Source organism: Bifidobacterium sp. AGR2158, assembly GCF_000424225.1.
GTDB lineage: Bacteria > Actinomycetota > Actinomycetes > Actinomycetales > Bifidobacteriaceae > Bifidobacterium > Bifidobacterium anseris.
In genome coordinates, this window is record NZ_AUJM01000013.1 from 242,296 (window position 1) to 267,548 (window position 25,253).

Annotated in this window: 22 protein-coding genes and 1 pseudogene; 13 read left to right on the top strand and 10 right to left on the bottom strand. The window is 65.5% G+C overall.

What is annotated here, in order from left to right; translation table 11 throughout:
* Positions 1–79: 79 nt before the first annotated feature.
* From G606_RS0105710 to ybaK, 3 genes are all read left to right on the top strand, one after another.
* Positions 80–835, top strand: a complete 756-nt coding sequence (locus G606_RS0105710) for a thiamine diphosphokinase (protein WP_051198599.1) — start codon at positions 80–82, stop codon at positions 833–835.
* Between the two features lie 195 nt (positions 836–1,030).
* Positions 1,031–2,089: a type I glyceraldehyde-3-phosphate dehydrogenase gene (gene gap / locus G606_RS0105715; RefSeq protein ID WP_026645148.1), complete on the top strand. Its 1,059-nt coding sequence runs from the start codon at positions 1,031–1,033 to the stop codon at positions 2,087–2,089.
* Between the two features lie 224 nt (positions 2,090–2,313).
* Positions 2,314–2,823, top strand: a complete 510-nt coding sequence (gene ybaK / locus G606_RS0105720; protein ID WP_026645149.1) for a Cys-tRNA(Pro) deacylase — start codon at positions 2,314–2,316, stop codon at positions 2,821–2,823.
* An 86-nt stretch (positions 2,824–2,909) separates the two neighbouring features.
* Here ybaK and G606_RS0105725 read toward each other — a convergent pair whose 3' ends face one another.
* Complete coding sequence (locus G606_RS0105725) at positions 2,910–3,890, bottom strand: 4-hydroxy-3-methylbut-2-enyl diphosphate reductase (RefSeq protein ID WP_026645150.1); 981 nt, start codon at positions 3,888–3,890, stop codon at positions 2,910–2,912.
* Between the two features lie 187 nt (positions 3,891–4,077).
* Between G606_RS0105725 and G606_RS0105730 the strand changes: the two genes are divergently transcribed.
* Together G606_RS0105730 and G606_RS11530 are read left to right on the top strand one after the other, a co-directional pair.
* Positions 4,078–5,049 carry an aldose 1-epimerase family protein gene (locus G606_RS0105730; protein WP_026645151.1) on the top strand — a complete coding sequence of 324 codons (972 nt, stop codon included), beginning with the start codon at positions 4,078–4,080 and terminating at the stop codon, positions 5,047–5,049.
* Positions 5,050–5,134: 85 nt separating this feature from the next.
* Positions 5,135–5,209 (top strand): 50S ribosomal protein bL37, encoded by a 75-nt coding sequence (locus G606_RS11530; RefSeq protein WP_369803150.1) that lies wholly within the window; start codon positions 5,135–5,137, stop codon positions 5,207–5,209.
* An 83-nt stretch (positions 5,210–5,292) separates the two neighbouring features.
* On the opposite strand, the gene G606_RS0105735 is transcribed toward G606_RS11530, so the two are convergent.
* Positions 5,293–5,532 (bottom strand): hypothetical protein, encoded by a 240-nt coding sequence (locus G606_RS0105735; protein ID WP_243390016.1) that lies wholly within the window; start codon positions 5,530–5,532, stop codon positions 5,293–5,295.
* A 44-nt stretch (positions 5,533–5,576) separates the two neighbouring features.
* On the bottom strand, positions 5,577–6,296 hold the full coding sequence (locus tag G606_RS0105740) for a sigma-70 family RNA polymerase sigma factor (protein ID WP_081664094.1): 720 nt from the start codon (positions 6,294–6,296) through the stop codon (positions 5,577–5,579).
* 167 nt (positions 6,297–6,463) lie between these two features.
* Here G606_RS0105740 and G606_RS0105745 point away from each other — a divergent pair, with 167 nt between their 5' ends.
* Together G606_RS0105745 and G606_RS10085 are read left to right on the top strand one after the other, a co-directional pair.
* Positions 6,464–7,993, top strand: coding sequence for a UDP-N-acetylmuramoyl-L-alanyl-D-glutamate--2,6-diaminopimelate ligase (locus tag G606_RS0105745; RefSeq protein ID WP_026645154.1), 1,530 nt, complete (start codon positions 6,464–6,466; stop codon positions 7,991–7,993).
* Between the two features lie 136 nt (positions 7,994–8,129).
* Positions 8,130–9,122, top strand: a pseudogene (locus G606_RS10085) (lipid II:glycine glycyltransferase FemX); the annotation flags it as partial.
* Positions 9,123–9,458: 336 nt separating this feature from the next.
* Here the strand turns inward: G606_RS10085 and G606_RS0105755 are convergent.
* The 4 genes from G606_RS0105755 to G606_RS0105770 form a co-directional block, all read right to left on the bottom strand.
* Positions 9,459–11,075, bottom strand: coding sequence for a bifunctional folylpolyglutamate synthase/dihydrofolate synthase (locus G606_RS0105755; RefSeq protein WP_051198602.1), 1,617 nt, complete (start codon positions 11,073–11,075; stop codon positions 9,459–9,461).
* Between the two features lie 115 nt (positions 11,076–11,190).
* Positions 11,191–11,679, bottom strand: coding sequence for a hypothetical protein (locus tag G606_RS0105760; RefSeq protein ID WP_026645156.1), 489 nt, complete (start codon positions 11,677–11,679; stop codon positions 11,191–11,193).
* A gap of 113 nt (positions 11,680–11,792) precedes the next feature.
* The gene (locus G606_RS0105765) at positions 11,793–12,383 is read right to left on the bottom strand and encodes a hypothetical protein (RefSeq protein WP_133120864.1); all 591 of its coding nucleotides are present in this window, start codon (positions 12,381–12,383) and stop codon (positions 11,793–11,795) included.
* Positions 12,384–12,523: 140 nt separating this feature from the next.
* On the bottom strand, positions 12,524–13,087 hold the full coding sequence (locus G606_RS0105770) for a GNAT family N-acetyltransferase (protein ID WP_026645158.1): 564 nt from the start codon (positions 13,085–13,087) through the stop codon (positions 12,524–12,526).
* Between the two features lie 454 nt (positions 13,088–13,541).
* On the opposite strand from G606_RS0105770, the gene G606_RS0105780 reads away from it, so the two are divergent.
* From G606_RS0105780 to dtd, 6 genes are all read left to right on the top strand, one after another.
* Positions 13,542–15,125, top strand: a complete 1,584-nt coding sequence (locus G606_RS0105780) for an aminopeptidase P family protein (RefSeq protein WP_026645159.1) — start codon at positions 13,542–13,544, stop codon at positions 15,123–15,125.
* A complete protein-coding gene (locus G606_RS0105785) occupies positions 15,122–15,649 on the top strand; it encodes an NUDIX hydrolase (protein ID WP_026645160.1) in 528 nt (175 codons plus the stop codon). The genes G606_RS0105780 and G606_RS0105785 overlap by 4 nt, the downstream gene beginning before the upstream one ends.
* 259 nt (positions 15,650–15,908) lie before the next feature.
* Complete coding sequence (locus G606_RS0105790) at positions 15,909–16,595, top strand: NAD(P)H-binding protein (protein ID WP_034523768.1); 687 nt, start codon at positions 15,909–15,911, stop codon at positions 16,593–16,595.
* Positions 16,596–16,867: 272 nt separating this feature from the next.
* The gene (locus G606_RS0105795) at positions 16,868–18,079 is read left to right on the top strand and encodes an ROK family transcriptional regulator (RefSeq protein ID WP_026645162.1); all 1,212 of its coding nucleotides are present in this window, start codon (positions 16,868–16,870) and stop codon (positions 18,077–18,079) included.
* A gap of 81 nt (positions 18,080–18,160) precedes the next feature.
* Positions 18,161–19,060 (top strand): carbohydrate kinase family protein, encoded by a 900-nt coding sequence (locus tag G606_RS0105800; protein ID WP_026645163.1) that lies wholly within the window; start codon positions 18,161–18,163, stop codon positions 19,058–19,060.
* A gap of 94 nt (positions 19,061–19,154) precedes the next feature.
* Positions 19,155–19,634: a D-aminoacyl-tRNA deacylase gene (dtd, locus tag G606_RS0105805; protein ID WP_026645164.1), complete on the top strand. Its 480-nt coding sequence runs from the start codon at positions 19,155–19,157 to the stop codon at positions 19,632–19,634.
* A 125-nt stretch (positions 19,635–19,759) separates the two neighbouring features.
* On the opposite strand, the gene G606_RS10720 is transcribed toward dtd, so the two are convergent.
* The 3 genes from G606_RS10720 to G606_RS0105820 all read right to left on the bottom strand — a co-directional run bounded on the left by G606_RS10720 (position 19,760) and on the right by G606_RS0105820 (position 25,239).
* Complete coding sequence (locus tag G606_RS10720; protein WP_196800005.1) at positions 19,760–20,425, bottom strand: DUF4190 domain-containing protein; 666 nt, start codon at positions 20,423–20,425, stop codon at positions 19,760–19,762.
* A gap of 105 nt (positions 20,426–20,530) precedes the next feature.
* Positions 20,531–21,706: a DUF3322 and DUF2220 domain-containing protein gene (locus G606_RS10090; protein ID WP_231371434.1), complete on the bottom strand. Its 1,176-nt coding sequence runs from the start codon at positions 21,704–21,706 to the stop codon at positions 20,531–20,533.
* A complete protein-coding gene (locus tag G606_RS0105820; RefSeq protein ID WP_034523770.1) occupies positions 21,706–25,239 on the bottom strand; it encodes an ATP-binding protein in 3,534 nt (1,177 codons plus the stop codon). Before G606_RS0105820 ends, G606_RS10090 begins: the two co-directional genes overlap by 1 nt.
* Between the last annotated feature and the right edge of the window lie 14 nt (positions 25,240–25,253).

A 25,253-nucleotide genomic window follows, 5' to 3' on the forward strand; every position in this document is an offset into this window, starting at 1 on the left:
TACATATACATACGGTACGGTGGCTTATACAGTACACAACATGCACTGCGCAAGCCAACACACAACCCAAGGAGCGGCCATGGCACCGGTACGGACGGCGCGCACACCCCTGCCCACCTGCGTGGTATTCGCGGCCGGCGAGTACTACCACGAGCCGATTGACGTGCCACCCGGCACATTCGTCGTCGCCGCGGACGGCGGCTACGACCACGCGCGCGAGCTCGGCGTGCAGGTGGACGCCGTGGTCGGCGACCTCGACTCGGTCCACAGCGCGCGCAGCGCGATCGGCGCCGAGACCGTGGCGCTGCCGCCGCAGAAGGACGACCCCGACCTGCTGAGCGCGCTGAAGATCGGATGGGCGCACGGCGGCCGCGCGTTCCACATCTACGGCGGATTGGGCGGGCGCGTCGACCACACGATCTCCAACATTCAACAGCTCGCGTTCATCGCCGCGCACGGCGGCATCGCGTTCCTGCACGGTGCCGGGCAGATCGTGACCGCCATATGCGACGCGGCGCTCACGTTCCCCGCGCACCCCGTGCACGGCACGCAGTACATCTCCGTGTTCGCGCACAGCGACGAGGCGCGCGGCGTCGACGAGCGCGGGCTCGCGTACGAACTGCATGACGCGACGATGACGAACCTGCAGGTCAACGGCCTGAGCAACGAATTCGTGGACGGGCTCGTCGCCGAGGTGCGTGTGCGCAAGGGACTGCTGACCGTCGTGTTCGACGCCGCCGCACCGTTGCCCACGCTCGTAGGTGCGCCTGCGGCGGCCGAGACGCTTGGCGCGCCTTCCACCCATGTGAGCGCGGCGCTCGCGGATCGCGGATAGTTGCGCTCACAGCGCATGATTGCCGACGGCGTGGGCTGAGGACCGTTCAATGCAACCGTTCGCAACCAATTCCAACGGTTTTCGACGCGCAGGGCGGCCGCCTTGGTCAAGCAACGCCACTAGAATGGGGCACGTTGGTTAACCACGCCGGCGGGCGTTCATTGGCCGCCGGCTGTTCCCCAAGGGAGAAACTACATGACAGTTAAGATTGGTATCAACGGCTTCGGCCGCATCGGCCGCCTCGCGTTCCGCCGCATCTTCGAGCTGCAGGAGAAGGGCGGCGAAGCCGCCGACATCGAGGTCACCGCGATCAACGATCTGACCTCGCCGGCTGCTCTCGCCTACCTGCTCAAGTACGACAGCACCCACGGCGTCTTCAAGCACGTCGACGGCACCCCGGTCGACGTCAAGGCCACCGACACCGCCATCGTCGTCGATGGCAAGGAATACCCGGTCTACGCTGAGCGCGACGCGCGCGACCTCAAGTGGGTCGCCAACGACGGCGTCGAGTTCGTGCTCGAGTGCACCGGCTTCTACACCTCCGCCGAGAAGTCCCAGGCCCACCTGGACGCCGGCGCCAAGAAGGTCCTCATCTCCGCCCCGGCGAAGGACGAGACCACCCCGACCGTCGTCTTCGGCGTCAACCACGACATCCTCAAGAAGGACGACAACATCGTCTCCGCAGGCTCCTGCACGACCAACTCGATGGCCGCGATGGTCAAGCTGCTCAACGACAAGTGGGGCATCAAGGCCGGCTTCATGACGACGATCCACGCCTACACCGGCACCCAGATGATCCTCGACGGCCCGCGCGGCAACAAGAGCGGCCGTGCACTGCGCGCCGCCGCGATCAACACGATCCCGCATTCGACCGGCGCCGCGAAGGCGATCGGCAAGGTCGTCCCGGAGGTCAACGGCAAGCTGCAGGGCCACGCCCAGCGCGTGCAGGTCCCGGATGGCTCGATCACCGAGCTGTTCACCGTCCTCGGCAAGGACGCGACCGTCGACGAGATCAACGCCGCGTTCAAGGACGCGTTCGAGGATTGCGCCTACTACGGCTACAACGATGACGAGATCGTCTCCGGCGACATCGTCGGCGACACCCACGGTGGCGTCTTCGATCCGACGCAGACCGACGTCAACACCGTCGACGGCGTGACGATGGCCCGCACCGTTGCCTTCTACGACAACGAGTACGGCTTCACGTCGAACATGGTGCGCACGCTCGAGTACTTCGCCGAGATCTCCGAGTGAGCGACGGGCGGCGTCGCCGCGGCGGCCCGCTCATCCGCGACCCATCAACTGATGAATGATTCTGTTGAATGACGTCGCATGACTCATCGAGGTGGCCCCAACCGAAAGGATGGGGCCACCTCTGTTTGTATGGACGTCGAGAGTTTCGCTGGCGACGACAGCGCAGTCAACCCGCGCATTTCGCCACGCGCATCGGCATCGACGCCGCTCCTATACTGGTGCGCATGGGCAAAAAGAAGCAGAAGGCGGCCGCGACGCCGGCGATCGCGCAACTGGAACAGGCGGGAATCGCGTTCACGGTACACGAATATGAACACAGCAACAACGACACCGACGGCTACGGGTTGGAGGCCGCCAGGAAGCTCGGCTACGACGAACGGCAGGTGTTCAAGACGCTGATGGCGGACACCGGCGACGAACGCGTCATCGGCGTCGTGCCGGTCAACGGGCATATGAGCCTCAAGGAGCTCGCGCACGCCGTCGACGCGAAGAAGGCGGAGATGGCCGACCCCAAGGTCGCGATGCGCGAAAGCGGCTACGTCGTCGGCGGCATCTCCCCACTCGGGCAGAAGACGCGGCACAAGACCGTGCTCGACGCCTCGGCGATGGACTTCGACGTCATCCTCGTCTCCGGCGGCAAACGCGGCCTGAGCCTCGGCGTCGACCCGCACGACCTCGTCGCCGTGCTCGGCGCGACCGTCGCACCGATCGGCACGACGAACAAATCGTACTGAGCTGATCATTCGACCGAGCTGACCGTCCGACTGAGCTGACCGTGCCACCGCAAGCTACAACGTGCGCACGCGGCGCAGACGTCCGCTCACCGCTGCGCGCGCAGCTCCTTCGGCAGCACGAAGTGCATGTTCTCGCGGATCGTTTCGACGGTGTCGACTTCGCTGAAGCCAAGCCCGCGCAGCCGTTCGACGACACCGGCGACGAGTTCGTCGGGGACGGACGCGCCCGAGGAGACGCCGACCGTGTCGACGCCATCGAACCATGCCGGATCCATTTCGGCGGCGTCGTCGACGCGATGCGCTTCACCGCGCGCGCCGAGCGCCTCGTTCGCGACCTCCATCAGCCGCACCGAGTTCGACGAGTTCGCCGAACCGACGACGACCATGCAGTCCGCCTGCTGCGCAACGAGCTTGACGGCCTCCTGCCGATTCGACGTCGCATAGCAGATGTCCGAGCTCGGCGGCAGTTCGATCCACGGGAAGCGCCGCTGCAGCGCGGCTATGACGTCCGCCGTCTCGTCGACGCTGAGCGTTGTCTGCGTGAGCAGCACGAGCTTCGTGTCCGGCGTGAACTCAAGCTTGTCGACGTCGGCGGCGTGCTCGATCAGATGGACATGCTCCGGTGACTCGCCGACGACGCCGACGGCCTCGTCGTGGCCGTCGTGCCCGATATAGACGATCTCGTATCCTTCACGCACGAAGCGCAGCACCTCGCGGTGCACCTTGCCCACGAGCGGGCACGTCGCATCGACGACGGCGAGCGCGCGCCGGTCCGCCTCACGCTGCACGGCCGGCGATACGCCGTGCGCCGAAAAGACGACCGGGATGCCGGCGGCCGCGGCCTCGTCTGGGATCTCGTCGAGCTCCTCGACGAACACGGCGCCGCGCGCGGCGAGCTGTTCGACGACATGCCGGTTGTGCACGATCTGCCGACGCACGTAGACTGGCGGCAGCCCGTCGGGACGCGGCCCGTGCGAGGCCTTGAGGATTGTGTCGACCGTCTGAATCGCGCGGTCCACCCCCGCGCAGAATCCGCGCGGATTCGCCAGAATGATACGTCGTGCCATGTTCGCCCTCCCTGTTGCGACCGGCTTTCCACGATAGCAAACGATATGCACGCCGACCATGGGCGCCCCGACCACAGATATGCACACTCATAGGCGGCGGCGACTATGATAACTCGATGAACTAACCACCTCCGGAGTGCAGGCGGACACGGATCCGCCGCGCACCTGGCAACCAATGGAGCATGCCATGTCCCTGACGACGTCTTTGTCCCCAACCTCCGATCTGCCGCCGCGCACCGGCGACCAGTACACGATCGAGCACGGCCGCTACCGCGCCGTCATCGCCGAACTCGGCGCGACGCTGCGCGTCCTGACCTGCGATGGCGTGCACGTGACCGTCCCGCTCGGCGCGGACGACATCGCCGCGTGCTGCCAGGGGCAGCTGCTCATCCCCTTCCCCAACCGCATCGCCTCCGGCCGCTACACCTTCGACGGCGTCGACTATCAGCTGCCGATCAACGAACCCGACCGTGACAACGCGATCCACGGCTTCGCGAAGGACCAGTACTGGCGTCTCGAACGGCTCACCGAATGCGAGGCGACGCTGTCATGGCGCATGCCGCCGGTCGCCTACTACCCCTTCGACCTGTTCGTCACCGCGACCTACACGCTCGACGACGACGGTCTGCACATCCTCGTGCGCGCGCACAACCGCTCGAGGCACGCGGCGCCGTGGGCGTTGGCGATCCACCCGTGGATCGCCAACGGCTTCGACGGCTACGGCGACGAGATCGACGCGCACAACGCGCAATGCACGCTCGAAGTGGACGCCGACACCCATGTGCAGGTCAACGAACGACTCATCCCCGTGGGCACTGAATCGGTCGACGGCACGAAATTCGACTTCCGCGTGCCGCGCGCGCTCGATGAACAGCCGTACGACGACGCGCTCACCGACGTCCACCACGACGCGGCCGGCATCGCGACGGCGACGCTGACGAGGCCGGACGGCAGCCGCGTCGCAATCAGCGGCGACGAGACAATCACATCGTTCCAGATCTGCACCGGCACCGGCTTCCCCGCCGAGATCCGCCCCGCCGGCGTCGCCGTCGAGCCGCAGACGGCGTACGCGAACGCGTTCAACACCGGCATCGACCTGATCCGCATCGAGCCGGCGCAAGTGAGCGCGACGCGCATGTCCATCGGCATGCGCGACTGAACAGTGCGCCACGTCGGCACGCCATGCGATAATCCTGTAGGCTAATCAAGGCTAGCATTGATTGTTCTATCCAAAGGAGTCCATCATGGGAATGCGCGGACGTAAGCGTAAGGCTCGTCGTAAAAAGGCTGCGAACCACGGCAAAAGGCCAAATGCCTGATTCACCGACTTCGGCCTGAACAACGCGAAAGCCCCTTGGGAATCTTGGTTCCCAAGGGGCTTTTTCCGTATTCGAGCGCCGTCTCACTGCCCGTCGGCGCCCGGATGGTGCACGACGGCGTGCGTGACGACCGTATGCGTCACATGCGCGTGACCGCAGCACGCGTCCAGCGTCATCCTGAGCTTCTCGTAGAGGCATTCGGGAGCCTCCTCGGGACGCAGCACCGCACGCATCGCGCGAATCATCATCTGCTCATAGCGATCGCAGCAGGTGTCCGGATCGAAGCAATCGCCGCCGACCGCTTCCTTGTTCGCTTCGTTCATCTCGTCGTTTCCCAGTCGTTCCTGTCCGGGCCGTTCATCCGCGTTCATCGCGCACCGCCCTTCGTCGTCATATCGTCCACGAGTTCGTGGTCGCTATCAGATTCAACGGCCTTCGACGCCCTTTTATTTCCGCTGACGACGGCGACGACGTCCGCGGCCGGTTTGCGGCCGCGCCGACGCGTCGGCTTCGCGCCATCCGAGACCTTGCCGTAGCCGCGCGCCGCCGCGTATTCGGCGAGCTCCTTGCGCAGCTGCGTGCGCGCACGGTTGAGGCGGCTCATGACGGTGCCGATCTTGATGCCCTGCTCGTCGGCGACCTGCTGATACGACTTGCCGTCGATCGCCGCATCGATGAACACTTGCCGACGTTCCTCGGGCAGCTTGTTGAGCGCCGCCATGATCTCCTCGGGCGCGAAGGCCTCGAGATACTCCTGCTCCGCCGAGCGCAGACCCTGCGAGGCATGTTCGGAGGCGGCGTAGATGTCCCAGTCGTCGTATTCGCCGGTCGAATCGTTCGCCCGCTGCGGACGGCGCTTCGCCTTCGCGTACTGGTTGAAGAAGGCGTTGCGCTCGATCGTCGTCATCCACGCCTCGAAGTTCGATCCCGGCTTGAACGAGTCGAAGGCCTTGAAGCCGCGTTCGAAGGTGTCCTGGACGAGATCCTGCGCATCCTCCGGATTGTTGGTGAATTTCATCGCCTGACGGTAGAGCGCGTTGACGGCGGGCATCGCGAGCTTCTCGAAGCGCGCGCGCTTGGCCTCCATCGTCTCGGCTTTCGTCTCTTGTTCGCTCACGCCTCCCATTGTACGCAAGTCCCTCCGCTCAAGCCCACGGCGTTACGTGCCCGGCCACGTGCGCCGACGAGTCGATGCAACCCGCGCGGTAGAATGCATGGACGACATCACCAGGTACCTCAAGGAGCGCACGAGCCATGACGTTGACATTGCAATCCGCAGCCGCACTGCTGAGCGAGCACGATCTGCTGCGGGAGATCATCACACCGGACCGCTGGACCGATTTCGCGTCCACGATCCCCGACTCCGACGTCCCCTTCGCGCACATCACCTACGACTCCAAGCAGATCAAGCCGCGCACACTCATGTGCTGCAAAGGCAACTTCAAAGCCGAATACCTCGCCGGCGGCGACGAGGCCGGCATGGCCGCATACGTCGCCGAACACGACTACAGCGACGTCACCCACGCGCCCGGCCTCATCGTCGACGACGCGACGAAGGCGCTCAGCCTGCTCTCCCAGGCCTTCTACGACTATCCGGAACGCGAGCTCAAGCTCATCGGCGTCACCGGCACGAAAGGCAAGACGACGACCTCGTACTTCACGCACGCGATCATCAACGCGATGAGCGGCAACAAGTGCGCGCTGTTCTCGTCGGTCGACAACTGCGTAGACGGCGTGCACTACGTCGAATCCGACCTGACGACGCCCGAATCGCTCGACGCGGCGCGCATGATGCGCGAAGCGGTCGACAACGGCATGCGCTACCTCGTCATGGAGGTCTCCTCGCAGGCGTACAAAGTCAACCGCGTCTACGGCCTGACCTTCGACGCCGCCGCGTTCCTCAACATCTCCCCCGACCACATCAGCCCGATCGAACACCCCTCCTTCGAGGACTACCTGTACTGCAAACGCCAGATCGTACGCAACACGCGCGCGCTCGTGCTCGGCGTGCCCGGCGACTACACCGACCTCGTCGCCGAGGACGCGACGATCGCGCACGTGCCCGTCACGACCTTCTCAATCGACGAGGCCGTCGCCGACGTCACCGCGCAGCCGGTCGACGACACGCACACGACCTTCGCGTTCACCGAAGGCCAGCCACTCGGCGAACTGAGCCTCGCCATCGAAGGCGACTTCAATTACGCGAACGCCTGCGCGGCGCTCGCGCTCGCGCAGATCGTCGGCATCGACATCCACGATCCGCGTGCGCTCGCGTCGATGGCGCACGTGCGCATCTCGGGAAGGATGGAGGAATCGACCGATCCGCATTCGGACACGGTCGCCATCGTCGACTACGCGCACAACTACGCATCCGTCAACGCGCTGCTCGACTTCGTGACACGCAAATACGGCGCGCGCCATCCGCGCATCACGCTGCTGACCGGGTCGGCGGGAGACAAGGCGCTCGACCGCCGCCGCGAGATCGTCGAAGCCGCGCAGGACCGCGTGCAGCGTTTCGTCTTCACGACCGAGGACACGAACGAGGAGGATCCGATGGCGATCGCCGAGGAGATGCTCGGCGATGTGACGAATCCAGACGTCGACGCGTCGATCATCATCGACCGTCCCACCGCCGTCGAGGACATCGTCGCCGAAGCGCGCGACCACGACGGCTTCGACGTGCTGCTGCTCATCGGCAAGGGCGACGAACGCTGGATCAAGATGCACAACAAGCATGTGCCGTACGAGGGCGACTCGGCGATTATCAGGCGTCTGTTCAGCTGAACGCGCCGGACGCACAGCATCGCGCGGGGCGCGTCGCAATCACGGACGCAGTGCAATCACGAACGCATGGAATCGCACAAACGCATGGAATCGCGCGAACGCATAGAATAGGGACGCCAAGGAACGAAAGGACATCATGATCACGATCGAACGCGTCAGCCCTCAGACGATGGAACGCGAGGCCGACGCCAACGGCATCGAACTGCCGATCGAGCAGACGTCGGTATGGGCGGATTTCCAAGCCGGCGTCGAGGGACGCACGCCGTGGGGATGCCTGATCATCCGCGACGGCAACGACGTCGTCGCCGTCGTCTCACTGATCGACATGCAAACGCACGGCTACCACTATCTGCGCTCGATGCACGGGCCGGTCTGGAAAAGCAAGCCCGACGAGCGGCTCGAACAGCAGGTCATCGCCGAACTCGTCGACTTCGTCAGGACGCATGACAAGCACGTCGCGTTCCTGCGCATCGACACATGGACGGACAAGGGCACCTACCCGGTGCTTTCGACGGTCCCGTACAACGAGACGGTCGTGCTCGACATCACCGGCGGCGACGAGGAGCTCCTCGCGCGCATGAAGAAGCGCGGCAGGCGCGACGTGCGCAAGGCGCTGCGCGAATCGCCAGCGGTGTGCGCCGACGAAACCGAGATCGCGACGAAGGACTTCACCGACTACTACGCGGTCATGGTGGAGACGGCACGGCGCGACGGCTTCACGCCGGCGCCGATGAGCGACTATACGGACATGATCAAGGCGCTCGGCCCCGAGCATTGCCGCGTGTTCGGCGCACGCATCGACGGCAAGGTCGTCGCCTGGACAATCGTCACATTGCAGGGCAAGACCGGCGTGTATTACTATGCGTCGATGCTCACGTCCGTCAAGCGCGATCATGTGCCGGACAAGCTGCTGTACACGGTCGCCTGCGAACTCGGGCGCATGGGTTACGAGAGACTCGACCTGATGGGTATCGGCAACGATTTCGCGCCGTCGCTCAAGTCCCTCAACGCGTTCAAGACGAAGTTCGCCGAGGAGACGACGACGATCGCCGCCGGCCGCGACGTGCCGATCAAGAAGACCTTCTACAAGTCGCTGCGCCTCCTCCAGGATGTACGCCGCGCGCTGAAGCCGAAGGTGCACGGCAACGCGGAAAAAGAGCAGCAGCGCGAATCCGCGCAGAAGGCGGCGCAGACGTCGAAGGCGGCGGAGCAGAAGCAGCCGCAGCAGCCGCGGCAGACGGCGGAGACGCAGACGCCGCAGAAGGCGGCCACTGACGCCGCCGCAAAGCCGGCGACTACGGCCGAAAAGCTCAATCCGCAATCCGCCAAGTAGGCTCTCCCTTACTTGGCGACTCATCTGCCATGCAACAGAGGGCGGTGACTCCCCGGTCGCCGCCCTCTGTTGCATCTCCTCTCCGCCGGCAGTCGGTGCTTGGACTCAGCCACATACTGCTGCAGCGGGCGCTCAGTCGGCGGTAGCAGACCCGTCGTCGGCGCTGCCGTCGGCCTCCTCGCCGCCCTCATCAGCCTCATCGTCAACGCCGAGGATGCTGTTCATGTCGAAGACGTCGAAGTCGGTGTCCGCATCGGATTCGTACTCGCGCTCAGCGGCGTCCATCTCAACACCCGCACCCGCAACACCGGCAGCCTCATCCCGGCCCTGCGGCGTCACCGCGACCTGATGGACGCGTTCCTCCTTCGGCTTGCGCAAATCCGGGTGGATCGATTCCTTGAGCAGCATGCGCGCGTCGCCCGCAGTGACGAAGCTGCCGCAGATGAGCACGCCGTGCCCGTAGCCGACGCCGAGCTCATCGTCGGCGTCCACACGGTTGACCGCTTCCTGAATCGCATCGGGCAGCGACGGGATGCAGGTGACGCGTTCCGGTCCGAACACGCCGCGCGCGATCTCGGCGAGCTTGTCAGCCGGCATCACGCGGTCCTTCCACGAGTTCTCGGTGACGATGATCTCGCTGACAATCGGCTCGAGCACACCGAGATACTCCTCGACCTGCTTATCCTCCATCATCGCGACGACGGCGACGAGCTGCGTGAAGTCGTAGTTTTCCTCGATCGCCGCGCGTAGCGCTTCGGCGGCGTTGACGTTGTGGCCGCCGTCGATGATGATCGTCGGCGAGTTCCTCACTTGTTCGATGCGTCCCGGAATCTTCACCGAGCTGAGCGCCTCGGCGACGAGATCGCCGTCGAGCGCGCCGGTGACCGGGATGACGACCTCGGCCGCGCACAGTGCCGCGAGCGCGTTGTGCGCCTGATGTTCGCCGAATTTGTCGAGCGGCACGTCGGCATAGGTGCCGTTCGGCGTGCGCAGCGTGACGACCTGTCCGCCGACGGCCGGCATGCGCGCGACGACTTCCGCCTCGTAGCCATCGCGGATGAGCGTCGCATGGTTCTCCATGACCGCTTCCCTGATGATCGGCATGACCTGGTCCGCATGCGGCTGTTCGCCGATGATCGCCGTGCAGCCCGGCTTGATGATGCCGACCTTTTCATCGGCGATTTCTTCGACGGTGCTGCCGAGCCATGCCATGTGGTCCATGTCGATCGGCCCGATGACTGCGGCGTCCGCGTCGAGCACGTTCGTCGCGTCCCACCGTCCGCCCATGCCGACTTCGACGATCGCGACGTCGACCGGCGCGTCCGCGAACTTCCAGATCGCCATCGTCGTGAGCACCTCGAAGAAGCTCATGCGTGGCGAGCCTTCCTCGTCCATTTTCTTGTCGACGAGCGCGACGAAGTCCCTGACTTCGTCCCAGAGTTCGACGAAGTCGTCGTCGGACAGGCGCTGCCCGTCGATCGCGATGCGTTCGTTGACGTGTTCGAGGTGCGGCGACGTGTACAGGCCTGTGCGCATGCCGTACGCGCGGCAGATCGCCTCCGCCATGCGCGCCGTCGACCCTTTACCGTTCGTGCCGGTGATGTGGATAACGCGGAATGAGTCCTGCGGATTGCCGAGCAGGTCGAGGATCATCTTCATTCGCTTGAGGTCGAGGTTCGTCGTGTTCCTCTCGCTCGGACGACTCATGATGTCACGTTCGACGTCCCGGATACTGCTCTTGTCTGCCATGCGTTCCGACCTTCCCGCTGCTTGCGTCAGCTGTGCTCCATCAGCTGTGATACAACCGTCCATTCTATGCCCGCGCCCGACCGTCCTGCGCGAGCGCACGCCGCGCGCCGTCCGCTCAGCCGTTGCCGCGGTCCTGCAGTTCCCATGCCTGTGTGCCGTCGGCCTGCGGCAGCAGCATGAACTCCTCCATATGGTCTTCGTCGTCCACGTGTTCGCGGCAGGTCATGTCGACGAACACGACCGCCGCGCCGTCGCGACCGTGTTGGCGCGCGGCGCGGCCCAACGCCGAGCCGTGTCCTTCGTCGTAGTCTGCGATTTCCATGTCGATGATCTCTTCGCTTTGTTTCTCGTCGTACTTGACTTTGTCGACGCTGCAGCTCTTCATGCTCACGTTCTCGCGGTACACGGCCTGCACAAGATCGTCGAGCTGCGCGCGTGTGAATTTCGATGATGCGGAGATCTCGAGCTGCGTGTGCGACGTGTCGAGCGGCTTCGGCCACAGCCAGTACGCGGCCACCGTGAGCGCGCTGATGACCGTCATCACCGTGATGATCTTCCACGGCGGCGTCGGTTCCACCGTTTCGTCCGCCGCCGTCGTATCCATTGATGTCTTATTCGTTGATGTCTTATCCCTCACCGTGCCGTGCCTTCCCTCACTGTGCCGTGTTCTCCCCGTGCTGTCGCTTCCGTCGTTTTCCCTCACTGCGGCGTCGCGTCCTACGCCGTGGCGTCGTCGTCGACGATCGGCACCGGCGCATCCGATTCGTCGATGCGGTAGGCGAACTCCGCTTTCGTCCCCTCGTCCGGCGTGATCGTGACGGTGCTCGAGTCGGCGCCGATGCCGGTCACGCCCATGTCCGCCACGCCGGCGTTCATGTACTGCGTGCCGCTGTACGGCCTGCATTCGAGATGCTGTCTGTTGAACTGCACGCCGAGCTGCCATTCCACGTTCGCGCCACCTTCGCCCGTGCACATGGCGACGAGCGTGTATGACTTGTTTGCGCTGAACTCCAGCTCGGTCCTGTTCTGCATCGTCTGAGGCGCGCGTGCGCCGTTCGTTTCCGTGTAGCTCGGCACGGGTCCGGCGAACTCAATCGTCTTGCCCGCCATCGGGAAGTCCCGCAGTTCGTCCTTGAGTCGATTGGCCTGATACTCGGGCAGCACATGGTATTCCTCATCCGCGCCCTGCGTCGCTGTGGCGGAGGCAGCCGGCGGTGTGGCGTCGTTCCGCTGCGCTTCGCTTGTCCCGCATCCTCCGGCCGTCATGACGGCCGCCGTCAGCAACGCCGCCGCCACGCTTACTCGCATCGATCTCCCCATCGCAATCCCCCCGTTTTTCCGTATCGTTCGATTTTTGTCGTGCCTTGATTGTCCCTCTCGCTGGCGATATCGACGGCATCGACACGCCGATGCAGCCGGTTTTCGCATCATCGATGATTACATGCGTCCTACGCGCGTTCCATCACCCAGTAGTCGTAGTAGTGCGTGCCGTCGTGGCCGATCAGCGGCTGGCGGCGCGCGGTGTAGCCGGCGCCGGCAAGCGCGGCGCGGCGTTCGACCGCGTACAGCGGCGCCTTCGTCGCAATCCTCGCGCAGCCGAACAATGTCATGAACGGCGCGGAGACGAGGTCGAGGAGGTCGCGGATGACGTCCTCGCGTTCGTAATCGACGGCCAGATCGACGCGCAGGATGCCGCAGCCGTCGTAATAGTCGTCGGCTTCGCGACGGAACATCTCCAGCGTGCCGATCACGGTTCCCGTCGCCAACGATTCGACGGCGAAGCGCACGAAGCCGCGCCGCGCGTATTCGTCGAGCCATGCGGCGATGCTCGCGCGCACGTCGTGCACGTCGCGGCAGTAGAAGTTCGCGCCATGGCAATTGTCGGAGTTGAAGAACGGCAGCGCGAGCCTGTCGCCGTACACGGCGAGCAGATCGTCGGCGTCGTCGGGTTCGATCAGCCGGATGCGGTAGGCGTCGTCACACAGTTGCGGACAGCTGTCATAGATACTCATAGGTTCATTGTAGGCGCGTAGGCTGCCGTTCCCAGGCATGGACCGGCCGGTGTTTCTCCGCAAGGCGCGCGCCGGCGTCCTCGCAGCAGCGTGCGCGCCCGCATAACCGTATTCGGCGCCGCTTCTTTCGATATATGCGTGACGCCCCCTATGCCTCCCCGCACAAGCGAACAGATACGCGCATGAAGGCGATGCCATGCGCACATCATCGCACATCATCATTCAATGCCGACCGTCGACTCGCCGGCGACGCACGATCGAACGAAGCGCGCATCGCATAACCCGTCCGCACGGACGAACTATCGACCTATGCGGCGGCGCGCCTCGACGCCATACGCGACGCGCGCAGGCGGCGCCGGGTGCCGTTCATCCGCCCGGCGAAACAGGTTTCCTGCGGCGACTACGATGTTGGGCGACGACGACAACATCCGCGAACTTCGCAGAAAGGATCGATATGAGCGAAGTGATCACCGAGCAGGACAAGGAATACGAGGCGCGCGAACAGGCGGCCGCGCCGGGCGACGACCAGCCGATGGGCGACCGCGTCAACAACCGTTCGCTGCGTCCGCGTTCCGACGCCTTCGTCGAGTTCATGAGCAGCGGCTGGGACGACAACGAGCCGACGATCGAACGACTTGAGTCCGCCTCCTACATCCCGGCGCGACTGCAGGCGCTGAGCGAGGCCTTCCCCGGCGAACGGCTCGTCATCCCCGCCGGCCAGCCGAAGGTACGCAACAACGACTGCGACTACGCGTTCCGCCCTGATTCGGCGTTCTCCTACTACACCGGCCTCGGCCAGGACTACGAGGCGGGCGCCGTGCTCGTGCTCGACCCGAACGCCGACGGCACGCACACGCCGATGCTGTTCGTCGCGCCGCGCGCCGACCATTACACGCAGGACTTCTTCAAGGATCCGCACTACGGCGAATACTGGGTCGGCCCGCGCGCGGGACTGAACGAGCTCGAGGCGATGACCGGCATCGAGACGCATGACATCGCCCAGCTGGCCGACATGCTCGGCAAGGACGTCGGCGACGAGGCCGGCGCCGTGCAGCTACGCGTGATTCGCGAAACCGATCCGCAGGTCACGGCGACAGTGAACGAGCTGCGCGAGGGGCATGGCTTCCCGAACGAGGCCGACAACACGGTGCGCGACGATAAGCTGCACGAGTTCGCCTCCGAGGCGCGCATGGAGAAGGACGACTTCGAGGTGCGCGAGATCCGCCGCGCCGTCGACGCGACGAAGCACGGCTTCGATAACATCCTGCGCAAGCTCCCGGATGCGCTCGGCAAGCCGCGTTCCGAACGCATCCTCGAAGGCGCGTTCAACTCGATCTCGCGCGAGGAAGGCAACGAGGTCGGCTACGACACGATCATCGCTTCGGGCGCACATGCGCCGATCCTGCACTGGATCCGCAACACCGGCACCGTCAACGCCGGCGAGCTGCTGCTCATCGACGCCGGCGTCGAAGTCGACTCGCTGTACACGGCCGACATCACGCGCACGTTCCCGACGAACGGCAAGTTCACCGACTTCCAGAAGAAGCTGTACCAAGCGGTGCTCGACTCGCAGCAGGCCGGCTTCGAGGCCGCCAAGCCGGGCGCGACCTATTCGGACATCCACCACGCCTGCATGCGCGTCATCGCCGAACGGCTGCACGACTGGGGCATCCTGCCGGTGGACGTCGAGGAGAGCCTGTCTCCCGAAGGCCAGCAGCATCGCCGTTGGCTCGCCTGCGGCGTCGCCCACCATCTCGGCCTCGACGTGCACGACTGCGCGCAGGCCCGCTACGAGTCGTATCAGGGCGCGAAGATCACGCCGGGCATGGTGTTCACGATCGAGCCGGGACTCTACTTCCGCGAGGACGATCTGATGATCCCGCCGGAGTACCGCGGCATCGGCATCCGCATCGAAGACGACGTGCTGATGACCGAGGACGGCCCCGAATGGATCTCCGCCGGCATCCCCAAGCAGATCGACGACGTCGAGGCGTGGATGGCGCAAATGGCCGCCGAAGGCGCGAAGGACGCGCGATGACGACGCCGACGTTCATCCTCGAGCTGCGTGAGCATATCGGACACGCACCGCTGTGGCTCATGGGCGCCTGCGCGTACATCGTCGATGACAACGGCCTCGTGCTGCTCGAACAGCGCGCGGACACCGGCAAGTGGGCACTCGTCTCCGGCATCATCGAACCGGGCGAGCAGCCTGCGGACACGATCGCGCGCGAAGCGAAGGAGGAGACCGGCGTCGACGTCATCGTCACCGATCTCGCCTGTGTCGAAGCCGACGACCATGTCATCACCTATCCCAACGGCGACCGCACGCAGTACCTCGATCATCTGTTCGTCGCCGAGGTCGATCCCGACGGCTGCAGCGAGCCGTGCATCGGCGACGACGAGTCGACGTCGGTCGGCTGGTTCGACCCCGACGAACTGCCCGAGCCGATGACGCCGAGCTCGCGCAAGCGCATCGAGGCCGCGCGCGACTTCCTGCGCCGCCGCGACGACGGCGACGCCTGCGCGAGCTTCACGTTCCGCGGCACGACGGTGCATCGCTGAACCGCCGCACCGAACGGATGGATCGGCGAGACGCATGCCGCATTCCCGATTCATCCGTTCGCGCACAACATCGCGTCGCAGCTCGACACGGCACGCGGACCGACCCAGTTTCCGCAAAAATGAGCTGAGAGCAAGCACGGCGCATCCTCGCCCGAACCGTCCTAAGATGAACGGCAGCAATGCGGACGAGGACCGCGACACGCTCCGTCCGCCACCGTGGACGTCCCTACGGGCGCCCTAACCATACGAGGTGATACCCATGAAGATTACGATTCTTGGAGCGAACGGACGTATCGCACGTCTCGCCGAGCAGATGCTGCTCGAACATGGCGACGTCGACCTGACGCTGTTCATCCACCGCGACAACGAACTCGGCGCCGACGTGCTCGACAACGAGCATGTGACGATCGTCACCGGCGACGCGAAGTCCGAAGCCGACCTGCTTCCGGCGATCGAAGGCGCCGACGCTGTCTACGCGAACCTGGCCGGCGGCCGTGACAGCAGCGCCGACATCATCCCGATGGCGAAGGCGACCGTCGCGGCGATGGACAAGGCCGGCGTCAAGCGTCTGATCTGGATTTCGTCGCTCGGCATCCACGGCGAGGTCCCCGGCGAGTTCGGCGCGTGGAACGCGCGCATCCTCGGCGACTACCTGACCAACTACCGCAAGGCCGCCGACGTTATCGAGGCAAGCGACCTCGACTACACGATCATCCGTCCGGCTTGGCTGACCGACAAGGACGAGGTCGACTTCGAGATCACCGAAAAGGGCGAACTGTTCAAGGGCACCGAGGTGTCGCGCAAGTCCGTCGCGAGCGAAGTCGTCACGCTGCTGTTCAACCCGGAAGAGGAGATTCGCTCCTCGATCGGTCTGGACAAGCCGGGCACCGAAGGCGACCGTCCGTCGTGGATGCTGTCGAACTCGACCGAGCATCTGTCCGAGTAAAGCAAGCACGATGACGAGCTGACGATCGGAGGGCCGCTCCCCTGACCGTCGCAACAGCTACCACCTGAGGCCGGCGCTGCGGCTGCATATATGACTTATGCAGCCGCAGCGCCGGCCTTTCGTCGTCCATCACGTCCTCCTCTCTCTTCTCGCTTCTTCGGCGTGTCGACTTGCCATCATGAATTAACGAAGTTAACATTTAACGTAGTTAATCAAAAGAAGCCCGCGACTACGGCAGCCACGGACACGGCGGACGGACACAGGGAGGTGTGATGGCGGCCGAACAACTCAACCAGTCGGAATACAACCGTTCGCGCGTCATGCGTTTCCTGTACAACAACGGCGTCTCCTCGCGCGCGCAGATCGCGAAATCGCTCGGCCTGACGCCGGCCGCGATCACGAAGATCACGGCGAAGCTCATCGACGAAGGCCTCATAAGCGAGACCGGCGAGATCGAAGGCGCGCGCAACCGCCGCTCGATCGGCCTGCGGCTCGATCCGGAACGCTTCCACTTCATCGGCGTCAAGTTCGCGCGCAGCCTCATCCAGGTCGGCCTGTTCGACCTCGCCGGCAACGCGCAGCGGATCTGGGTGGACATGACGGCCGACCATCCGTCGATTGGCGACGCGATCACGTCGCTCAAGACGCTCATCGGACAGATCATGGCGCGCTTCAGCACCGTCGTCGCGATCGGCATGGCCGTGCCCGGCCCCTATCTGCGCGACTGCGGCCATACGGCCGTCGTCTCGTCGATGCAGCAGTGGCGCGATGTCAACTTCCCCGCCGAATTCGCCGATGCCTTCGCCGTGCCGGTGTTCATCGAGCAGGACGCGCGCGCCGGCGCACTCGCGCAGCAGCTGTTCGGCGACGACGGCGCGCGCGACGACCTCGCCTACTATCTGATCGGTGAAGGCGTCGGACTCGGCGTCGTCGAACGCGGACGCACGATCGACGGCGCGCGCGGCACCGCAACCGAGATCGGCCATGTGAGCATCGACGTCAACGGCAGGCGTTGCGACTGCGGCAACTACGGATGCCTCGAACGCTACTGCTCGGCCGTCGCGATCCACAAGGCGCTCGACGAGGACGGCGGCATCGTCGCCGACTCCGACACGATGACGCATATCGAGGCATGTGAGGCGCTGTTCGCGCTCGCCGCGGACGGCGACGCACGCGCACTCGAACTCGTGCGCCATATCGGCACCTACGTCGGCTATGGCCTCGTCACGATCATCAACGCCTTCAATCCGCGGCGCATCATCATCGGCGACATCGTCTCGCATGCCGGCGAGCCGCTGCTCGCGTCGGCGATGCGCGTCGTCGACGACCGCGTGCTGCCCGAGCTGGCCGCCACGACGTCGGTCACGCTCTCCGACCTGCCGACCGACGCGGCCGTCACCGGCGCGGCGGCCGTCGCGATCACCGCGTTCCTCGAACAGCCGTCGCGCTTCGCCGACATCGCACGCCGAAGACGCGGCGACTGACGCCTCGCGTGGGCGGCGAACAGCACTTCCACCAATCAAATCGAACAACCACAACAACCAACAGAAGAAAGAAGGGTCATCATGGCCAAGCCAATCGTCGTCTCCCTCGGTGAGCTCCTGTGGGACATGCTCCCCACCGGCAAGCGCGCGGGCGGCGCGCCGGTCAACTTCGCCTACCATGCGATGATGAACGGCGCCGAAGCGTACTCGATCAGCGCGGTCGGCGAGGACGACCTCGGCGACGAGCTCGCAATCGCCGCCGAGAAGTCCGGCATCCACGCCGTCCTGCAGCGCAACGCATGGCCGACCGGCACCGTCGAGGTCGCGCTCAAGAACGGCATCCCCGAGTACACGATCGTCGAGAACGTCGCCTGGGACCACATCTCCTACACGCGTCAGCTCATCGACATCGTCGAGCAGGCCGACGCCGTGTGCTTCGGCACGCTCGCGCTGCGTTCCCCCGAATCGCACGACACGATCATCGAACTGCTCAAGCACACGAAGGACGGCGCGCTCAAGTTCTTCGACATCAACCTGCGCGGCGACATGTATTCGAAGGAACTCATCGAGGAGATGCTCGGCTACGCGAACGTCTTCAAGATCAACGACGAGGAACTGCTGCTGCTGCGCGGCATGTTCGGCATCGAGGACACCTCCGACGAAGAGGCCTGCAAGTGGTTCATCGATCAGTACGACCTGCGCTACCTGATCCTCACCGGCGGCGCGACGTTCTCGACGATCATGTCGAACGACGGCGAGATCTCGACGCTGAGCACGCCGCGCGTGACCGTCGTCGACACCGTCGGCGCCGGCGACTCGTTCTCCGGCACCTTCACCGGCCGCATCCTCTCCGGCGATTCACTCGGACTGGCGCACCGCGCAGCCGTCAACACGGCCGCGTTCGTCTGCACGCAGGAAGGCGCATGGCCGACCTACCCGAAGACGATGCCCGACTACCTCAAGGACATCCTCGGCCAGTGAGCCGCAACGACGCGCTCGCACATATGATGGCGCCCCGTGGCGATTTTGCCGCGGGGCGCCATCGTCGTTCCGCCATGCGCGCTACAGTGCAGGCATGCGCGTTGTACTCCAGAAAGTGAGTCGGGCGGCCGTGACCGTGACCGACGAATCCAGCGGCGAACTTGATCCGACCTTCCCCGAGCGCGGCATCGGCGTCGGCTACATGCTGCTCGTCGGCGTCGCCGACTCCGACGGCGCACGGCAGGTCGACTGGCTCGCCCATAAGATCGCGAATCTGCGCGTCTTCGAGGACGAGGACGGCAGAATGAACCGTTCGATCCACGACGTCGACGGCGCGATCCTGTCGATCTCGCAGTTCACGCTCTACGGCAACGTGCGCAAAGGCAACCGTCCGAGTTTCGTCGCCGCCGGCGCGCCCGCGCATGCCGAGGAGGTCTGGCTCGCCTTCAACGACGCGCTGCGCGCGCAGGGACTCGATGTGAAGACCGGCCGCTTCGGCGCGCATATGAACGTTTCGCTGACGAACGACGGCCCCGTCACAATCCTCTTCGACACCGACGAACTCGGCATCTGACGCAATTCGGGCGGCGACCGTCACCGGTCGCCGCCCGAATTCCCGTACTTCTTCCCGCGGTCGCCCGCGGGAACGCGGATGATGCCACTATACATCACAGCGCATATCTCACGCCGCGCGGCGCATCACGACAGCATGGTCACCATGTGCTGCAGCATGCCGGTGCTCAGCATCAGGAAGGACATGAGGAACGACAGCACGCTGATGATGAGGCCGGCGATCGCGAATCCGCGTCCGCGTTTGCCGTTGCGTTGCACGTTGACGAGTCCGATGATCGAGAAGATGAGGCCGAACAGCGGAATGATCAGCGACATCACGAAACCGGCGATGCACATGCCGTCGTAGCCGTTGCCCTCCGGCGTGCCGGTGCGGCGCTCATAATCCTGATACCGTTGGCGATTCGTGCCGTAAGGATCCGGCTGCCCGTAGTAGCCGCCTTGCTGCGCGTAGGGATTGCCCTGCTGCTGGGCGTAAGGGTTGTTCTGCTGCCCATAAGGGTCGCTCGGATACTGCACGCCCGGATACGGCGCCTGCGGGTACTGCCCCGGCTGTGCGGACTGTGCGGACTGTGTTGCCGCGTCCGCCGCCGGCCGCTCCGGCTTGCCGAAGGGGTAGCGTTCGTCGTCGCTCATGCCGGGATCGGCATAGGCGCCATACTCCGGCTGGCTGGGCGCGCCTGCCGCATTGGTGGCGCCGCCCGATCCCAGCTGTCCATTCGCTGTGTCGCCGTACGGCAACTGGGCGTTACCGCCCGTCATGTCCATCGGCGTGGGTTCGTTCTCGTTTGCCATGTTCTCCATCCTAAAGGAGCGTTGCGAATCCCACACGCGCCGTCTTGATTCCGCGCACGACTCGCACATTCCCGGATGCCATATATGTCCGATGTTGCGCCGCCCTCACCAGCCGATCGACCGCAGCGCCTCCACGGCGCACGCAATCGGGATGCGTTCCTGCTCGATGCGCGGCACTTCCATCTCCCCGGGCGTGCACAGCGCGCAGTAGAGCGCATATTCGTCGTCGTCGAGCCGCATCGCCGAAGCCGCCAATGGCTCACACGCGCCGATTGCGCGGCTGTGCGCGTCGAGCCGCGTGCCGAAGCGCATGTAGCGCGTATAAGTCGCCCGATCCATCAGGATGCTCATGCAGTCGACGCCGGAGGCGCGCACGGCGGCAAGGATCTCGAAACCGACCGCGTCGAGGTCTCCCCAATACACGACGTCGCAGTCGGCGAGGAACGGCAGCAGCCGCGCGGCGCGCACGGCGGCGAAGCCCGACCCGAACACGCACAGCGCGTCGGCGAAGGCCGGCATCGCCTGATACGTGTCCTTGTTCTCCACGATGATCGCGCGGCGCACCGAATGTTCCGGTTCACGTTGCGGCGTCACGGCGATGCGGTCGGGAGCGCCGGCCGCCGCAGGATCGAGGTAGCGGTAGCGCAGCTCCTCGGGACGTTCGCGCAACAGCAGCGCGTCAACGCCGAGCACCGTGCAGATCGCCGCCCGCCGCCGCGAGCGCGCGCCCCCGAGCCATTTCGCCGAGAATCCCTCAAGCGGCACCTCGCGCGCCGTCATCGCCGCGACTACGTTGTCATGCGCACCGAACCATGCGGCCGCCGCCGTGAACAGCGCGAAGTCGACGTCCGTCTCGTCGCCGAGGCGTTGCACCGCGCGCATCGCGACCTCAGGCGCCACGCCGCACGTCTGCTCGATCTGCGCGGCGCGTGCGAGCACCCGTTCGCGTGCGTGGCGCAGCCGACCGCCGGCGATCGCGAGCGCCGCCTGCTCATCGGGCACGGTGACGTGGTCGATGAGCATGACGCGCGCGCCGAGTCGGCGTGCCGTGAACGTCACGTCGCAGCCGTAGCGCGCTGCGAAGTCCTTGAGCGCGTTGTTCGCGTCGTGCACGGCGTTGACGTCGGAGACGAGCATCGCCTCCTTCGGCCACTGCACGGCCTTCGTGCGCGGCCACGGGTCATCGACGGCGAACATCTCGCGTTCGACGGTCCGCGCGACCCATCGGCGCAGGTCGTCGGGTGTCGCCGTGCCCTGCGGATGCGCGGTACCCCCGCCCATCAGCGCTCCCCGTCGCGCGGCGCGGCGGCGTCAGCAGCAGCGGCATCGTCAGCAGCGTCCTCATCGTCGTCGATCCACGTGTTTTCGAGCACCGTGCGGCCGCTGTCCGGGTCCTTCCTCGCGATGACGGTTTTCGACGCCGATCCCATGATCTCGTTCGTCTTCGATTCGGGCGCCGAGACGATCACCTGGAATCCCAGACCCGGCAGCACACTCAGCGCGCGGCGCGTGTACTGGCCGTCGGCCTTGATGAGCGCCTCGTCGAGGAAGACGGTCGCGTACGACGGCCGCGTCGCATTGTCGTTGGCGAGCAGATACATGAGCGCCGCGCCATACGCGAAAGACGTGAGCTCCTGCAGATAGCCGCCGGAACCGCCGCCGGTCGAGTTGATATGTTCGATCTGGCCGTCCGAGTGCGCCACCGATCCGAAGAAGCGCGAACGTCGTCGCGGGTCGAGGTTCGCGTTGCCGTGTCCGGTGCCGGCGAACTCGTCGAAGCTCTCCTTGAGCTGTGCGATGAACGGCGCGCATCCGTTGAACAGCCGCTTGCAGCGTTCGACGTCGTTGCCGCCGTTTTCGCGGAACGCGCTCATCTGCTCGATCTGCCTGCCGAGCGCGGCGAGGAACGCGGCGTCCGGGTTGCGCACCTGCACGACGATCGACAGTCGGCCGCGCCGCGCGCCGAAGGGGTAGCGTTCGAGCAGCCGGTTGATCTTGTCGATCTGTTCGCGGATGCGCTGTGTGTCGGCCTTGAGCATCTGCTGCAGCTCGGCGAGGTCCTGGTAGATCTTGTTGAGCGAGTTGAAGTATTCGACGTGCACCGCCTCGTCGCCGATCATGTTCGGCTTGAGCTCCTCGAGATCGTGCATGAAGTACCGCGCGTTCTCAACGTCGGCGTCGATGCGTGCATCGCTGGACGCGTACTGGTCGAGGTAGGCGCGCATGCTCGCCTCGCATGAGCGGCGTCGCGCGTCGCGCTGCGCGACGAGTTCGCCGATTCTGGTACGCACGCCGTCGGTGACCGACGTCTTGAGTTCCATGAAGCGGCGCGCCGACGTCGCGTTCGCGCGCGCGTGTCCGCCGTGCGAGCCGCTCGCCTGATCGTCGAGGGCGAGCAGGCGGCGGACGCGTTCGCCCGCCTCCTTCGTGCCGTCGCCGAAATAGGCGAGGTAGCAGCGTTCGAGCAATGTCGCGCACGCCTCGTCGACGGCCGGCAGACCGCCCGTGCCCAGCTGTGCGCGTTCGGCGATCCATTGGCGTGCCGTCGCGAGCGCCGCCTGCGCGCGCCGATGGTCGTCCTCGGCGCTGTATGCGGCGGCGCGCGCCTTCGCGAGCTCCTGCTTGGCACCGTCGAGCGCGGCGCTGATCTGCGCAATCTGCGGGTCGTCGCGCAGTTCATCGATCCTCGTCAGCAGCGCCTCGATCCGCAGCTGCACACCGTTCGCGTCGACGTCCTGCCAGCTGTAGTCGCGCAGTCGTTCGGCGAGCGCGTGGGCCGTCTCGATCCCGCGCGCCTCGGCGTCGAGTTCCTTGACGTGGGCGTCGGCGTGCGCGAGCGCGTCGCCGGCCTGCGCGATCTCACGACGCAGCTCGTCGAGGTAGCGTTCAGTGACGAAGCCGATGACGGCCGCGATGCCCTTCGTGCCGTGGCTGCCGCGGCGGCCATCCTTGATCTGGCCGTCGCGCTGCACCTGACGTCCGTGCTCGTCGAGGTCGTCGATCGCCTCAACGCAGCGCGCGTCGGTGCGCGGGTCAGCGACGCGGCGGCGCACCCATGCGGCGAACGGCGACTCGTCGTTGAACGTGAGCTTGCCAGAAAGCCATCCTTCGCGCGGCGCGGCGTCGTCAGCGTCAATATCAACGTCGATGTCGGTGTCGACGAACTGCCAGTTGCGCCGCGGCATCGCCTCGCGCGGAATCGTCGAGACCTTCGCTGCGAAGCCGTCCTCGTAACGGCGGTCGACGAGCAGGATCGGCGCGATCGACGCGTAGACGACGTTCATCGCCGCGCGCCAGTCCTCGGCATCGTCGGCGACGTCCATCAGTTCGGCGACGTACGGCAGTTCGGCGGCCGTCAGTCCGGTGGCGCGCGCGATCATCGCACGCGTCTCGTCCATCTCCTTCGTGATGCGCGTGCGCGAACGTTCCTTGCGCGCGTAGTCGCGGTTGAGCTCGTCGAGCCGTTCCTGCGCCTGCTTGTGTGCGTCGAAGGCCTCGTACTGCCGCTGCCTGAGCGTGGCGCGGCGGCTCTCGTAGGAGTCTTCGCGCGCCGCGTAGTCATCGGCGAGCCGCTGCCATTGCTCGCGTGTGGCGGGCAGCTGTTCGCCGGCCTTCGTGAAATACGGCGCGAGCTTCTCGGCGCGTTCGGTGACGCGGCCCATGTCCTGCTTCGCCTGCGCGAGCTTGCGTTCGAGCCCTTCGATCTCGTCGCCGCCGGAGCCGCTGAGCTGACGGATGAGCGAGGCGACCTCGTCGTCGAGCCGCGCGACGCGCGCACGCGTCTCGTCGACGTCGGCGGCGCTGCGTTCGGCGAGGATCTCGTACTGCGGCAGCACATCGGCGACGTCCTGCGTCAGACGCATGTCGAGCCACTGCGCGCGCAGTTCGCCTGTCGTGTCATGTTCGGGGTCGATCGCGCGCAGCTCGCGCACGCCACAGTCGGCGGCCTCGTACTGGTCGTATTCGTCGATGATCGTCTCAAGGCTGCGCACGCGCGTGCGGTTGCGTTCCATGCTCGAAAAGTTCTGCGCGTACTGTTCATAGTCCTCGACGGCGTCGCGGCCGGAGCGGATCGCGCGCGGCTCGTCAAGCACGCCCTTGCGGAAAATGTCGTCGAGCTGCGACGGCGCGTCCGACGCCTGCATGCGGTGCAACAACCTGCACGCGGCCTCGGTCAGCCCGAAGCGTTTCCACACGTCCTCGTGGAACTGCCGGGCGGAGTTGTAGGCGACGACGCCCGGATAGAGCTGCCTGAGCATCGGAATCGTGAATTTCTCGTCGCGCCGCGCGTCGAGCAGGACGGGGTCGAGCGGCCGTTCACAGACGGCGTACAGTTTCGTCATCGACTCCGACGTGCCGTCCGCCGGCAGCCACATGAACTTCGCAATCCACAGCGAGCCGCTGTTCGCCGTGTCCTCGTATTCGTCGACGATCGCGCCCCAGACGGCGTAGGGGTCGCCGGCGTTGTCACGGCCGCGCAGATACAGCGGCTCGTCGTGGCCGTTGTTGTTGCGGATGCCGCGCAGGCCGAGCAGATACGAGTAGTCGGAACGATCGGAACGGCCGGCGTTCGATGCCTTGTTGAACGCGGCGTTCGCCGGGTACAGCAACGAGACCTGCGCGTCGACAAGCGTCGACTTGCCCGATTCACTCTGCCCGGTCAGCAGCGTCACCGTGCCGTCCTCGGCCATCGACGGACGGAAGACGTGGCGGCCGTCATACGACCCCCAGTTGACGAGCTGGCGTTCCTTGAGCATCCAATGCCGCGGCAGCAGCTCGATCGGCGTGTACAGATCATCGGTCGTCGCGCTCAAAACAGCACCTCCTC